Here is a 15,045-nt window from a genome sequence, read left to right as displayed (position 1 = left end):
AAGCCGAGGAACATACAATCGCTGAGTCAGAAATTTTAAAAACAGAAAGGTCTGTTAGTTCCCAGAATCAGATAGTAAATGCTGCTGCATCACAAACGGCTAATCAGCCGACTGTAGCATTGGCAACTGCTGAACAGTCGGTTCAAGCAGTTAAGCAAGAGGAGCAAGTAACGAATGCTGTAGGAACAGCTGTTGAGTCTGGAGGAGCAGCTCAATCAGCTCCTGTAGAAACTCAGGTAGCTTCTGCTAAGCCAGAAGGGCAAACTCAGTCAGACGCAACTCCTTCTAATCAGAATGAAACTGCAGCTGATCAGTCAGCAAAAGCAAGCTCTTCTGTTGCAGATTCTGCTACTGCCTCAGAGCCAAAGGCCAGTCCTGCAGTAGCATCAGCACCAAAAGCTAGTAATGCTGGAAAAACTGTATTTTATAATGCTGGGTCAAAGTCTCAGGCAGCCCGCGGGAATTCCCAAGCAGAGATTAAAGGTACTTCCTTTGTAGATGTCAGCAGCCACAATGGCCATATCAGCGTAGACGACTATCGTAAATTAGCCCAGCAAGGGGTTGGCGGTGTCGTTGTCAAACTGACAGAAGGAACCCATTACACCAATCCATTTGCCGAGTCTCAAGTGAGAAACGCTCAGGGAGCTGGTTTACAAGTATCGACCTATGCCTTCTCGCACTATACTAACGATGAAGAAGCGAGAGCCGAAGCTCGTTATTACGCTGCCTTTGCTAATAGACTAGGTCTTCCTAAAAACACAGTCATGGTCAATGACATGGAAGATTCTAAAATGCAAAATGGGATTAACCAGCATACCCAGGCTTGGGCGGATGAGATGCGCAGACTGGGTTATTCTAACCTGATGTATTATACTAGCGCTAGCTGGCTGGATCAAAATAATCTTCGCAGCAAGGGACCGGTTAATACATCGCAATTTGGCTATAGCAACTTCTGGGTGGCTCAGTATCCGTCTTCTAATTTAAATCTTGATGGAGCTAAATCTCTCAAATACAATAGTGGCGCTGGAGCATGGCAGTTTACAGCCCAGGCTCAGCTGTTAGCTGGCAAGCATGTATTTGACCATAGCGTTGATTACACTGGGAGATTTACCCAGCAGTCTGCTCTTGCTAAGCAGCCTTTAAAGGGTAACATCAGTATTCAGAATAAGAATAATGTCAACGGCAGCTTTGATATTGTGATTTCAAACGTTTCCGCTCCTTATGGAGTGTCTGTTGTTAGTGTTCCAGTGTGGTCTGAAGCTAATGGTCAAGACGATATTATCTGGTACACAGCCACTCAGCAGGCCAATGGGACCTATAAAGTTTCTGTTGATTCTAGCAGACATAAGGATTCAGTTGGCAAGTACAATGTCCATCTCTATTATGTCCGCAACGACGGTCAATTAGTCGGTGTTGGCGGTACTACAACTAATGTATCTGTCATCAAGCCACAGGGTAAAATCAGCATTCAGAATCGTAACAGCGAAACGGGTGATTTCGATATTGTGGTTTCAGGTATCTCATCCCCTGGTGGTCTTAAAACTGTCTCTCTGCCGACTTGGTCAGAGGCCAATGGCCAAGATGACATTAAGTGGTATGAAGCAGAGCGTCAGGCTGATGGTACCTATCGTAAGCGGGTGCGCATCAGCGATCACAATCATGTGCAGGGCGAGTACAATGTGCATCTCTACTATGTTCAAAATGACGGCCGCTTGGTTGGTGTAAGCGGCACTAAAACGACCGTTTCTCTTGGCAAACCTAAGGGCACCATCAGTATTCAAAATCGAAACAAAGAAACTGGCGATTTTGATATCGTGGTTTCAGGTATCTCATCCCCTGGTGGTCTTAAAACTGTCTCTCTGCCAACATGGTCAGAGGCCAATGGCCAAGATGACATCAAATGGTACACAGCAGAACGTCAGGCTGATGGTACCTACCGGAAACGAGTCCGCCTGAGCGATCACAAGATGGTTGAGGGTGAGTATAATATCCATCTCTACTATGTTCAGAATGATGGTCAACTTGTTGGTGTCACAGGAACTAAAACGACCATTTCCTTAGATAAGCCAAAGCCACAAGGCAAGATTAGCATTCAGAATCGCAACAGCGAAACGGGTGATTTTGATATTGTGGTGTCAGGAATCGTCTCTCCAGGCGGTCTCAAGAGCGTATCATTGCCAACATGGTCAGAGGCCAATGGCCAAGACGACATTAAGTGGTATGACGCAGAGCGTCAAGCTGACGGTACTTATCGTAAACGAGTTCGCCTGAGCGATCATAACAACGTTCAGGGCGAATACAATATCCATCTCTACTATGTGCAAAATGATGGCAAGTTAGTTGGAGCTGGTGGTATCAAGACTAAGGTTTCTATCAGTCAACCGCAAGGTAAAATCAGTATTCAGAATCGTAACAGCGAAACGGGTGATTTTGATATTGTGGTGTCAGGAATCGTCTCTCCAGGCGGTCTCAAGAGCGTATCCCTGCCAACCTGGTCAGAGGCCAATGGCCAAGATGACATCAAGTGGTATGACGCAGAGCGTCAAGCTGACGGTACTTATCGTAAACGAGTTCGCCTGAGCGACCATAACAATGTCCAAGGTGAGTACAATATCCATCTCTACTATGTGCAAAATGATGGTAAGTTAGTTGGAGCTGGTGGTATCAAGACTAAGGTTTCTATCAGTCAACCGCAAGGTAAAATCAGCATTCAAAATCGCAACAGCGAAACAGGCGATTTTGACATTGTCGTTTCAGGAATCGTCTCTCCAGGCGGTCTCAAGAGCGTATCCCTGCCAACTTGGTCAGAGGCCAATGGCCAAGATGACATTAAGTGGTATGACGCAGAGCGTCAAGCTGACGGCACTTATCGTAAACATGTATATGCGCGTGACCATAACAACGTTCAGGGCGAATACAATATCCATCTCTACTATGTGCAAAATGATGGCAAGCTGGTTGGGGCGGGCGGCATCAAGACCAATGTGTCAATCAGTAAGCCGCAGGGTAAAATCAGTTTTCAAAATAAAAATAACGATACTGGAGAGTTTGATATTGTAGTATCAGGCATTGTGGCACCAGAAGGTCTCAAGACAGTTTACCTGCCGACTTGGTCAGAAGCGAATGGCCAAGATGATGTCCAATGGTACACAGCGGATCGTCAGGCTGATGGTACTTATCGTAAGCATGTATATGCGCGTGACCATAAGAATAATGCAGGCGAGTACAATGTTCACTTGTACTACTTAAATAATCAAAATCAGCTGCAGGGAGCTGGTGGAGAAAAGACCTCTATCTCCGTGAACCGTCCTCAGGCAGCTACCAATCAGCGAGACCGCGTACTTGCGGCGGCAGCTGCTATGGTAGGTGTCAAGGGAGGCAGTGCTGAGCATCAGCGCTTGGTCAACGATTATAACAGTGTCAGACCGCTGCCGGTTGGCTATGCTGTAAAAAATACAGATGACTGGTGTGACATTTTCACGACGGTTATTTTCCAAAGAGAGGGCTTGAGCGATCTTATCGGCCGCGAGTGTGGTGTAGAGCGTCATATTAATATTTTCAAGAGATTAGGCATTTGGAATGAAGATGGCAATTCGACACCTAGTGCAGGTGATATCATCACCTTTAACTGGGACAAAGATACCCAGCAAAACGATGGCTGGGCTGATCATATCGGTATTGTCGAAAAAGTCGAAAATGGCATCATTCACACGATTGAAGGTAACAGTAACAACGAAGTTAAACGCAATACTTACCGCATCGGTCATGGAAATATCCGTGGTTTTGCATCACCTCGTTATAAATAGACACACAAAAAAACCAAGGGAAAACTTGGTTTTTTTAACGTCTTAGAATTTTCTTTATGAGCTGAAGCAGCTTAAACTTGAGAGGGTTAGGATAATAACGGAAAGTCCCCATTTTTCGGACGATGAAGCCGTTGAAGTTCTGTTTGAAGCGCAGAACGCCGTCAGAACCGTCGAAAATTCCCATAATACCGAGGAAATTATAAAATGGAATGTCTCTCTTGATACTTTCGGTCATAACGTATTCCTGCAGCAGGGCTGGAGCGTAGAATTTATTAAACTCAGGATAGGAGCCGCTGAAGAGGTAGGTTGTTTCCTGAGGGGTGTAGATAAAGAGGCTAGCAGCTAGGACCTGGTCTTGGTCGCCGTACTTGTCAATCAGCTCTTGAGCCTCTGCTTTGCGGGTTTCAAAGCTATCAAACTGGCTGGAAAGCTCTCGCAGCTGATTTTGCTTCTTTTCAGATTGAGGATTGTTTTCCAAGTCAGCCTGCAGTTTCTGAATTTTCTGGCCCAGTTTCTCTTGATCCTTTTGTAAGTTTTGAAGATAGTCCTTGAAGTTAAGGCTGGCTACCATAAAATCCGCCTGCTGACCAAAGCTATCATAAAAATCTTGATAGTAGTCTAGTGGTTTGTCATCATATTCACGTCGGTCAGAAGTGGCAGCTGTGATGTCTTTGAAAATGCTGAGTTGGTCTCGTTCCAGTCTTTTTAGCTTGATACCAAAGGTATTCGCCTTTTTGACGGTCGCCTTGCCATTTTTACTGAAGGACTTGAGCAAATCTTTCTCAGTCAGACCGGCTAAATCTTTGACATAATGCCAATCAGGCTCCCCGCCTGGATAGCCCGTCTGTAGGCCGTCAAAGTCAAAGCCCAAATCCGTTAGTTGCTGGATAAGCTTGACTTTTTCATCAGATGTAGGTTGGCCATTGCTGTCAAAGGTCTGATAAGTCTCGTAGGGCTTGATGATGAGCTCCAGGGCGCCTTCTTTTTTGGCATAGGCTTGCAAAGCTTGATAGAAGGGAGTCAGATATAGTGCATCGGTAGCTACAGGACCGCAGTTGATTTCCATATGGAGGCCGCCAGTCATAGGCATACTGTAGAGGACAGCAGATACCACTACCTGTCCCTGCGGGTCGGTGTAGCCAACATACTGGGTACTGAAGCCACGCTTGCTCAGCAGCTCTGCCATTTCCACGGTCTGCATAAAAGAGCGTTGGGAGCTAGCTGAGGTATGCTGGATGAATTCTTCTTGGCTGAGAAGTTTAAAGGTCATAGGCTTCCTTTCTTTTAATGCTTGCTGCGCAGTTTCTTTCTGACAGTGTAGGCCAGATTGGAGAGGTGGTAAAGAGGATTAGTTGGCAGGTTAAACTCACCAGCAAATTCCTCAATGGTCGGATTGAACTTGGATTTAAAGCTGTAGAGACCGCCCTTGAGGTCGTTTTCGATTCCGCCCATATTTTGCCAATCTGCTCCGCGCTCAAAAGCATGTTTGGCCGTTTCGTACCAAGTGATGATGGCTGGCTGATAACGACGGTATTCCTCGTCCATTCCGGCATAGATATTTTCAGAGGTCTTGCCGTATTCTAAGACCAGTGTGCCAGACAGGGGAACGACAGCAGCACCTTGGCTGATTTTGTCCTGTAGGAAGTCAATCTCTTCTTGGAGGCGTTTCTGTTCTTGCTGGTTATTCTCAATCTTGCCGGGCTTGGTTTTCTCGGTAAATTTCTCTGCTTCTTTAAGTGTCTTGGTAAGCTGAGTCTGCAAGTCTTCCAAGCGTGCCTTTAAATCAATGCTGGACAAGGTGATGTAGGAGTGGTCAGGATAAGTATCCAAGAGTTTTTGGTAATAGTCTTTGCCGCGTAGGTGGATGTTTTTTCTATTTTCCGTTTTCTTCATCAGGGCTGAAAAGTCATCCAGTAATTCTGCTCCGCCAAATTGGATTTGAATACCTTTGTTACGGGCTGTACGAATAGCCTGCCGAGTACTCTTAGAAAGCAGATCCTCGCTGAAATCTTCTTTATGAATATTGGCCTGCAAGCGAGGCTGGATGGTTTCGTCCAGAGACTCAGTCCGCCCGACCCAGACAGCTCCTGCTTGCTGCAGTTCTTGAATCAGCTCAACAGTCTCTGCTTTGTCTTGCAATTCACCGCCCATCTTGCTTTCTGCCAAAAAGAGACTAGGATCAAACTTGACAAAGAGCGCTTTTTTCTCCTTGGCAAATTTCTTGAGCGACGCCAAAACAAAGGTCAGCAGCTCCTTGTCACTATAGTCCATGATGGGACCGCGCGGGATATAAAGCATGGTCATCCCCAAGGGCAGTGGTTTGATCAATACACTGGCTGCAGCAACCAAGTGGTCGTCTTTATAGAAGCCCAAGCGCTCATTGGCCCAGTTATCCTTAATCTGAGCCCAAGCTGAGCTCTGCAGAAGATTGGCCTGCGGATGAGCCGTGACAAAATCGTCGTGTTCCTGAGCTGAAATTCCAATTTTGTAACTAAACATTATTTTAAAACCCACTCTCTAATAGCGTGTGCTACGCCGGATTCGTCGTTCGATTTGGTGATATATTTGGCGATTTTCTTGAGTTCTTCCTTGCCATTTTCCATGACAACAGGAGAACCAACGGCTTCCAGCATGGCGCGGTCATTTTCTTCATCGCCGATAGCCATGGTCTGCTCCTTGCTCAAGCCCAGTTTTTCAGCCAGATGCAGAACAGCAGCCCCTTTATTAACAGTCTTTTTGACAATTTCCAGATAGAAAGGAGCTGACTTAACTAATGTATATTTTTCGGCTAATTCTGGTGGCAGCTTAGAAATGGCCGCATCCAAAATTTCCGGCTCATCAATATACATGCACTTAACGATTTCTTTATTGACCATTTCTTCAGGTGTGCGGTAGAAGATGGGCATGCTGACCAGATTGGACTCGTAAACAGTGTACTTGCCGATGTTGCGATTGGCTGTATAAATGCCGTCCTTGGTGATGGCATGCATGTGGACACCTAATTTTCGTCCGAGCAGTTCGATATCCAAATAGTCGTCATAAGTCAGTGTTTCTTTGATTAATTCTTGACCTGTAAGAGTATCCTGCACCAGTCCGCCGTTGAAGGTAACGACATAGTTGTCTGGCTGATTAAGCTCTAGCTCCTCGAGAAGCTTTTGAACACCCGCAATAGGACGGCCGGTTGCAATGACGATTTTGACGCCAGCAGCCTTGGCATCCTGAACAGCGCTGAAGACTTCAGGAGTGATTTCTTTTTGGTTGTTTAAAAGGGTGCCGTCAATGTCAACGGCAACTAATTTGATAGACATATTATTCTCCGTAGGTAAATTGGTCGTTTTTTATATAATGCATAAAGGTCTGGTTCTTCTCGCTGAAAAGTCCGGTCTCTGCCAGCATTTCCTTGGGGAAGTAGAAGCGATTATCGCCTTGTCTAGTCCCGGCTAGCGAATCAACGATAGGTGACAGGCTGGATAGTTCTGCTAAGCTGCCATCTTTTTGCAGGATCTCAATCTGGGTCCGAGGTTTTTCAACGTCAGGCCGGTAGAAATCATAAGGCAAATCAAAATTACGATGGATAGCAGTATAGTAATCAGGGTCAAAACCAACCTGTCCAACTAGGTCTCGCATGATATCCAAATGCGCTTCGTTTTCCTGAGAGAAGACGATGGACTTAAAGACCTTGCGGTTGATAAAACGCTGAGCCAAGTCAGATAAAATCTTGTCTGGACTAGTCATCCAAACTTGGAAATAGGTATTCATAACACCATCATCCAAGGCCAGATAATCCTGCAGGGTCACTCTGTTTTCAAAGAATGGAATGAGATTTGGCGATGACAGCGCAAAATAATCCTTCTGAGCTGGATAGAGAAACTTGGCCCGCTTGAGCAGATTTTGCAGCAGAACTTCCATAGCTCGGCTGGCCGGGTGGAAATAGACCTGCATGTACATCTGGTAGCGGCTGACTACGTAGTCTTCTACCGCATGCATGCCGTTGCGCTTGAAGGCGATGCCGTTTTCTACAGGACAAATCACTCGTAAAATTCTAGTCAAGTCAAATTGCCCATAGGAAGCGCCAGTAAAGAAGGAATCTCGCAAGAGATAATCCATCCGGTCCACATCAATCTGGCTGGAAATCAGCTGGACCACCTGCTTATTGGGATAGGTATGGTTGATGACGCTAGCTACCTTTTCTGGGAAATCCGGCGAAACCTGCACCAGGGCCTGATGAATATCTGTCTCTGGACTGGTGATGATTTGCCGCGTAATGTCCTCGTGATTGGTATCAAAGAGGCGCTCGAAAGTGTGTGAATAAGCTCCGTGTCCCAAGTCATGCAGGAGAGCGGCTGTCATGGTCAGCAGGCTTTCATGGCTATCCCAGTTGGCTTGGTATTTTTCATTAAAAATCTTAGTGATGCGTCGGGCAATCTCATAAGCTCCCAGACAATGCGAAAAACGGCTGTGTTCCCCGCCGTGGAAAGTATAGCCGGAAGTACCCAGCTGTTTGATGCGGCGTAGCCGTTGAAATTCTTTGGTATTGATTAAATCATAAATAACCTGATGGTCCACATGAACATAATTGTGAACCGGGTCCCGAAATACTTTTTCAATCATGTTACCATTATACCACAAATCATAGTAGGAAAAAAATCAAAGCTGCGACTGAAAGAAGAGCAATTTTGTCATTTTTTTGATAGAATAGGGAAAGAAAAAGAGAAACGAGATAAAGATGCAAATCAGAATAAAAAATCACATCCAGCTGGACGGGCATACCGAGTTAATTGATCAAATCTACGATACGGACTGGACGCAAAAGGGAGACTATCATTATCTGCTATACAAGAATGAGGAAGGAGAGAAAGTAGTTCTGAAGTTTCACGATAAAGAGTTGGTTATGACCCGCTTTTCTGAGCCTAAGTCCATCATGCGTTTTATCAGTCAAGGTCAGGCGCTGGTTGGCATCTATACACCTGTGGGCGTGCAGAAGTTTGTGACAGATACTCCTTTCTATAAGGTTGATTTTACTAATCAAGTTCTGCAACTTCATTATCAGCTAAAAACTATTGATGGAGAGCAGATTTTTGCCAGCTATGAGATGGAGATTAGCTGGGGCTAGCTGCTATTCTCCGAGAAAACTCTTGAAAATCTTGATGTTTCCCCTTGCAAATGCTTGAAAAATTGGTATAATAGTTTCTAACTCAAGGGAGTAGCTAACGGAATAACCGTTACAAGGTCGTCAATACGAAAGAAATTTCCGGCCTTGTATGAAATAGCGAGACTTGTTAATAAACAGGTCTCTTTTTTGTTTCTGACTTTTTGGATGTGACTGATGTGGCTCAAGATGATGAGTCGTAGTGGTCAGAAAAGTTCAGAAATAAAAGAGGCCAAGAGGAGGAATACATTGTCAAAAGAACAAAAGCGCCAAGCTTTTTACACCCAGAGTCCTGAGGAAATTTTCAAAACTTTGGACGCTTCAGAGCAAGGTTTGTCTAGTCAAGAAGCAGCCAAGCGTTTAGCTGATTATGGCCGCAATGAACTGGATGAAGGGGAGAAAAAATCTCTCTTAATGAAGTTTTTGGAGCAGTTCAAGGATTTGATGATTATCATCTTGTTGGTAGCAGCTGTCTTGTCTGTTGTCACATCAGGTGGTGAAGACATTGCAGATGCTTTAATCATCTTAGCTGTAGTAATCATCAATGCCATCTTCGGTGTCTATCAGGAAGGCAAGGCTGAAGAAGCGATTGCAGCTCTCAAATCTATGTCCAGCCCAGCTGCGCGTGTTCTACGTGATGGCCATGTCACAGAAGTAGATTCTAAGGACTTGGTACCTGGTGATATCGTTAGACTGGAAGCCGGTGACGTTGTCCCAGCAGATATGCGGCTTTTGGAAGCTAATTCACTGAAAATCGAAGAAGCAGCTCTGACAGGTGAGTCTGTGCCAGTTGAGAAAGACTTGACTGTTGAGGTGGCTGCAGATGCTGGTATCGGCGACCGTGTCAATATGGCCTTCCAAAACTCAAATGTGACCTATGGTCGTGGGGTTGGATTGGTTGTCAATACAGGGATGTATACGGAAGTCGGCCATATCGCAGGTATGCTGCAGGATGCGGATGAAACGGACACACCTCTTAAGCAAAACCTTAATAGCCTGTCTAAAATTCTGACTTATGCTATCTTGGTGATCGCTGCGGTGACCTTTGTAGTTGGTGTCTTCATTCAAGGGAAAAATCCACTGGATGAGCTGATGACCTCTGTAGCCTTGGCAGTTGCCGCTATTCCAGAAGGTCTGCCTGCTATCGTTACCATCGTGTTGGCTTTGGGAACTCAGGTTTTGGCTAAGCGGAATTCGATTGTCCGTAAGCTTCCAGCTGTTGAGACTTTGGGATCAACTGAGATTATCGCTTCAGATAAGACCGGTACCCTGACCATGAATAAGATGACGGTCGAAAAAGTCTTTTACGACGGAGTCCTGAATGAAGCTGGACAAGATATTGAACTTGGACTGGAGCTGCCGCTCTTACGTTCAGTTGTCTTAGCCAATGATACCAAGATTGACCAGGAAGGGAAGCTAATTGGTGACCCAACAGAAACAGCCTTTATCCAGTATGCTCTGGACAAGGGCTATGATGTGAAGGCCTTTTTAGAGAAATATCCTCGTGTAGCTGAGCTTCCCTTTGATTCAGATCGTAAGCTCATGTCTACTATCCATCCATTGCCAGATGGGAAATTCCTTGTGGCAGTAAAGGGAGCGCCAGATCAACTCTTGAAACGCTGTGTTGCCCATGATAAGGCTGGAGATGTTGCAGCGATTGATGATGCTACTTCACAGCTGATTAAGTCGAACAACTCAGACATGGCTCACCAAGCTCTTCGTGTGCTGGCTGGTGCCTACAAGATTATTGATGCAGTTCCGACTGACCTGACATCTGAAAATCTAGAAAATGATTTAATCTTTACTGGTTTAATCGGTATGATTGACCCAGAACGTGCAGAAGCTGCAGAAGCCGTTCGTGTAGCCAAGGAAGCAGGTATTCGTCCGATTATGATTACCGGTGACCATCAGGATACAGCAGAAGCTATCGCTAAACGTTTGGGTATCATCGAAGAAGGAGATACTGAAGACCATGTCCTGACTGGCGCAGAGCTCAATGAGCTTTCTGATGCAGAATTCGAAAAGGTTGTTGGCCAATACTCTGTCTATGCCCGGGTTTCTCCTGAGCATAAGGTACGGATTGTCAAAGCTTGGCAAAACCAAGGTAAGGTCGTAGCCATGACAGGTGATGGTGTCAATGACGCACCAGCTCTGAAGACAGCTGATATCGGTATCGGTATGGGCATTACCGGTACAGAAGTATCTAAGGGTGCCTCTGACATGATTCTGGCAGATGATAACTTTGCGACAATCATTGTAGCCGTTGAAGAAGGACGTAAGGTCTTCTCTAATATTCAAAAGACCATCCAGTATCTCCTTTCAGCTAATACAGCTGAGGTACTGACTATTTTCTTGGCAACCCTCTTTGGCTGGGATGTGCTGCAGCCAGTTCATCTGCTTTGGATTAACCTAGTAACGGATACCTTCCCTGCCATCGCTCTGGGAGTTGAGCCTGCTGAGCCAGGTGTCATGAGTCATAAACCTCGTGGCCGTAAGTCTAGCTTCTTCTCAGGTGGAGTGATGAGCTCTATCATCTATCAGGGTGTCCTGCAAGGGGCTTTGGTTCTGGCGGTTTATGGTTATGCTATCTCTAATCCCGTTCATGCCGGTGATATCAAAGCTATCCATGCGGACGCTCTGACAATGGCCTTTGCAACGCTTGGCCTCATCCAGCTCTTCCATGCTTATAATGTAAAATCTGTTTACCAGTCTGTCTTTACAGTTGGTCCATTCAAGTCTAAGACCTTTAACTGGTCTATTCTGGTTTCTTTCATCCTATTGATTTCGACTATTGTAATTGATCCACTGGAAAAGATTTTCCATGTGACCAAGCTGGACTTGTCACAATGGACAGTTGTTCTGATTGGTAGCTTTGCCATGATTGTCATTGTTGAAATTGTTAAGTTCATCCAACGTAAATTAGGTATGGACAAGAATGCTATTTAAGAGCAAAAAGTCATCTGCGGATGGCTTTTTTGCGTACAAGGCGATATAATCAAATTCAAAGAAAGCAACTCGAAAGGACGGTGAAAGTATGTATCAAAATTTACGAAAGAAGTTGGAAGAGGCTTCTCCTTTATATTATGAGGAAGAAATCTTATGGTTACTGGATCATATTGGTCATCCAGAAGCGACAATCCGTGATGAGTTAGTCTTTTCGTCCTTAGCAAAGGGACTTCAAGCTGACCTGTTTTCAGCTGAACAGTTTCGTTTCTTGGCTCAAGAAGCAGTCAAAAGACAAGGACTTTTTTACAAGAGTGATAAAAATGGTCAAGCCACCTTAACACGTTCCTTCACGGCTTTACTTTATGCCAATCTCTTAAACTGTGATGGTAATCCAAACTCTTCGTATTATCAGGCTTTATCAGTGCAAGGAAGAAAATATTTACTAGATAAGGGGCTAACCTACTTGTCAGTAGAAAGAGACACAAGGGGTTACTCCAGGAAATACGGTTGGGTACATGCCTTTGCTCATGGAGCAGACTTATTGACAGAAGTGGCTTGTCATCCGGACTTTCCCTCCAGTAGGATGCCAGAGGTTTTAGAGGTCATTCATCAAGTTTTTAAAAGAGTTTTAGTCCGTTTCGGAAATGATGAGGATTGGCGCTTAGCCCAGGTGCTCTATCAAGCTGTCTTAAAGGAAAAACTGTCGCAGCGTGAACTTAGACTATGGCTTCAATCACAGAGTTTTCCATTGGAAAGCAACCAAGACTTCATTGCTTTTTCCAATTTTCGCTCCTGCTTATTAGAAGTCTATGTGCAGTTGGACAGCAAAAAACAGCTTTCAGATGAGCTGAGAGCTGCAATTCAACATTTCCATTACTGAACTTCAATTACTGTTAAAGCATCTCGCAGTTCAGCTGCCAGATGTTTTTTCTTATAGTCTCGAAATTCGGCTAAATCTTTAACAGCATTATAACGCTTGTGCAGGCGGTACATCTGGGGAATCTTATACTGAGGAAAGTCATTAAAAAAGTTCCGAGTCAGTTCCCATTCGCGGATGTAGCCCAGAGGACGCATATGGTAGCGGACACCTTCGATAACACGGCTTTGATGGCGGTGATGAAGATGGCCGAAAACAACCTCTTTCACCTTGTATTTGACAAAGAGCTGATGAAAAGCTTGGCTTCCTAGGAAGGCGTTGAAGCGCTGGAAATAGGGATGGTCGTATAGAAAGTCTTGATGGGGGACAAAATGCAGAGCAACAATAATGGGGCCATCTAAAGTCGCCAGTAGTTTTTCTAACTCTTGCAGCGTCTGAGCTGTAATGCTAGGGTCGTCGAGTTGACGCTCCAATCTACGGTCAAACCAGAAATTGGTCTTGGTTCTCAGATGTTCTTCCTTGCTTTTTTCTGGAACAAAGCTGTAGTCATACCAGCCAGAAAAGCTGACGAGCTTGGTCTGGCCGAACTGTTGGACCTGAAAATCATAGTTTGAAATTTCTTGCTCAGAAAGTCCCAGCATATCGTGATTTCCTAAATTAAAAGATATAGGAAGGTCTTGCTTTAAGTCTTCAATAAAGGGCAAACTGATCTTGGTCAGGTCGTTGGATAAATCTCCAGCAATGTGTAGGTGGTCAATCCCTTCCTCTTTTAAAAGCTGGCGAAGAGCTTGATGCTCAAAATCCCCAAACTGATTGGAGTCCAGATGGAGGTCGCTCATAAATCCGATTCTTGTCATGGTTTTAGTCTAGCATATTTTTCAAAACTTGAAAATGCTTAAGCACCTATGGATAGTCTCCTTTTTTATCAGAACACTTCATAAATTTTCGTAATTTTGTATTTCGTTTATTCATGGACGAAGTCTAGGAAGGCTTGAAATAATTCTTCCAACCCCATGTCATTATATTACTTTTCTAACAATTAGGTGACAAGGAGTCGCTTGTCTTGCCTAGCTAGGGAAAATCCGATAAAATGTAAGCTGCTGAATATGAGATTAGGCAAACTGTTTAATTTATGTTATAATTAAACGATATGTGAAAAGAGGTATTTATGGACATTTCAGAAATTCGTCAAAGGATTGACGCAAATCGTGAAAAATTAGCTTCTTTCAGGGGGTCTCTTTGACTTAGAAGGTCTGGAAGAAGAAATTGCCATCTTAGAAAATAAGATGACAGAACCCGACTTTTGGGATGACAACATTGCAGCCCAGAAGACATCTCAAGAGCTGAATGAACTCAAGCAAACCTATGAAAATTTCCATCAGATGACCGAGCTTTTTGATGAATCGGAAATCTTGCTTGATTTTCTGGCTGAAGATGAGTCGGTTCAGGGAGAGTTGGAAGAAAAGCTGGCTGAACTCGAGAAAATGATGACCAGCTATGAAATGACCCTGCTCCTATCTGAGCCTTATGACAATAACAATGCTATCCTTGAAATTCACCCGGGCTCTGGTGGTACAGAGGCTCAGGATTGGGGAGATATGCTGCTGCGTATGTATACACGCTTTGGCAATGCCAAGGGCTTCAAAGTAGAGGTCTTAGACTATCAAGCGGGAGATGAAGCGGGAATTAAGTCGGTAACTCTTTCATTTGAAGGGCCGCACGCTTATGGTCTGCTCAAGTCAGAAATGGGAGTCCACCGGTTGGTCCGGATTTCGCCATTTGACTCAGCTAAACGTCGCCATACTTCCTTTACCTCAGTAGAGGTCATGCCAGAGCTGGATGATACCATTGAGGTGGAAATTCGCGATGACGATATTAAGATGGACACTTTCCGCTCGGGAGGAGCCGGCGGGCAGAACGTCAATAAAGTTTCTACTGGTGTGCGGCTGACCCATATTCCTACGGGAATTGTGGTTCAGTCTACGGTTGACCGGACCCAGTATGGAAACCGCGATCGGGCGATGAAGATGCTGCAGGCCAAGCTTTACCAGCTAGAGCAAGAGAAACAAGCAGCCGAAGTCGATTCACTCAAGGGAGATAAGAAGGAGATTTCCTGGGGCAGCCAAATCCGCTCCTATGTCTTTACGCCTTATACCATGGTCAAAGACCATCGTACCAGTTATGAAGTAGCTCAGGTGGACAAGGTGATGGACGGAGATTTGGATGGTTTCATCGACGCTTATTTGAAATGGCGTTTGAACTAGGAA

11 protein-coding genes are annotated in these 15,045 nt (G+C 44.9%); 6 read left to right on the top strand and 5 right to left on the bottom strand.

All coding sequences use genetic code 11. The features are described 5' to 3' along the window. Window positions 1-71: 71 nt before the first annotated feature. Window positions 72-3,806, top strand: coding sequence for a CHAP domain-containing protein (locus FFV08_07780; GenBank protein ID QLB53288.1), 3,735 nt, complete (start codon window positions 72-74; stop codon window positions 3,804-3,806). 34 nt (window positions 3,807-3,840) lie between these two features. Here the strand turns inward: FFV08_07780 and FFV08_07775 are convergent, their stop codons facing one another. The 4 genes from FFV08_07775 to FFV08_07760 are packed head-to-tail and all read right to left on the bottom strand — an operon-like array spanning window position 3,841 to window position 8,417. Continuing rightward, entirely contained in the window at window positions 3,841-5,076 is a 1,236-nt protein-coding gene (locus FFV08_07775) for an aminoacyltransferase (protein ID QLB52510.1), read from the bottom strand. A 14-nt stretch (window positions 5,077-5,090) separates the two neighbouring features. Then, window positions 5,091-6,320 carry an aminoacyltransferase gene (locus FFV08_07770; GenBank protein QLB52509.1) on the bottom strand — a complete coding sequence of 410 codons (1,230 nt, stop codon included), beginning with the start codon at window positions 6,318-6,320 and terminating at the stop codon, window positions 5,091-5,093. Continuing rightward, on the bottom strand, window positions 6,305-7,114 hold the full coding sequence (locus tag FFV08_07765; GenBank protein QLB52508.1) for a sugar-phosphatase: 810 nt from the start codon (window positions 7,112-7,114) through the stop codon (window positions 6,305-6,307). The genes FFV08_07770 and FFV08_07765 overlap by 16 nt, the downstream gene beginning before the upstream one ends. Window position 7,115: 1 nt before the next feature. Further along, the gene (locus tag FFV08_07760) at window positions 7,116-8,417 is read right to left on the bottom strand and encodes an HD domain-containing protein (protein QLB52507.1); all 1,302 of its coding nucleotides are present in this window, start codon (window positions 8,415-8,417) and stop codon (window positions 7,116-7,118) included. Here FFV08_07760 and FFV08_07755 point away from each other — a divergent pair. From FFV08_07755 to FFV08_07740, 4 genes are all read left to right on the top strand, one after another. After that, complete coding sequence (locus FFV08_07755; GenBank protein QLB52506.1) at window positions 8,373-8,588, top strand: hypothetical protein; 216 nt, start codon at window positions 8,373-8,375, stop codon at window positions 8,586-8,588. The two genes, FFV08_07760 and FFV08_07755, sit on opposite strands and share 45 nt — an antisense overlap. Beyond that, window positions 8,527-8,919 (top strand): DUF1934 domain-containing protein, encoded by a 393-nt coding sequence (locus FFV08_07750; GenBank protein ID QLB52505.1) that lies wholly within the window; start codon window positions 8,527-8,529, stop codon window positions 8,917-8,919. The genes FFV08_07755 and FFV08_07750 overlap by 62 nt, the downstream gene beginning before the upstream one ends. A gap of 213 nt (window positions 8,920-9,132) precedes the next feature. Beyond that, window positions 9,133-11,901, top strand: a complete 2,769-nt coding sequence (locus tag FFV08_07745) for a cation-translocating P-type ATPase (GenBank protein QLB52504.1) — start codon at window positions 9,133-9,135, stop codon at window positions 11,899-11,901. An 88-nt stretch (window positions 11,902-11,989) separates the two neighbouring features. After that, window positions 11,990-12,781 (top strand): DUF2785 domain-containing protein, encoded by a 792-nt coding sequence (locus tag FFV08_07740; protein ID QLB52503.1) that lies wholly within the window; start codon window positions 11,990-11,992, stop codon window positions 12,779-12,781. On the opposite strand, the gene FFV08_07735 is transcribed toward FFV08_07740, so the two are convergent. Further along, window positions 12,775-13,635 carry a phosphoesterase gene (locus FFV08_07735; protein ID QLB52502.1) on the bottom strand — a complete coding sequence of 287 codons (861 nt, stop codon included), beginning with the start codon at window positions 13,633-13,635 and terminating at the stop codon, window positions 12,775-12,777. The genes FFV08_07740 and FFV08_07735 overlap by 7 nt on opposite strands. 311 nt (window positions 13,636-13,946) lie before the next feature. Between FFV08_07735 and FFV08_07730 the strand changes: the two genes are divergently transcribed. After that, window positions 13,947-15,042 (top strand): peptide chain release factor 2 gene (locus tag FFV08_07730; protein QLB52501.1). Its coding sequence is split into 2 segments (ribosomal slippage): window positions 13,947-14,018 and window positions 14,020-15,042, totalling 1,095 coding nucleotides; the frame shifts between segments, so codons are not numbered across the junction. Window positions 15,043-15,045 lie beyond the last annotated feature (3 nt).

This window comes from Streptococcus sanguinis, from assembly GCA_013378335.1.
GTDB classification, from domain to species: Bacteria; Bacillota; Bacilli; order Lactobacillales; family Streptococcaceae; genus Streptococcus; species Streptococcus sanguinis_I.
The sequence above is the reverse complement of the archived record's forward strand: the minus strand, read 5'-3'. Positions and strand labels throughout refer to the sequence as shown.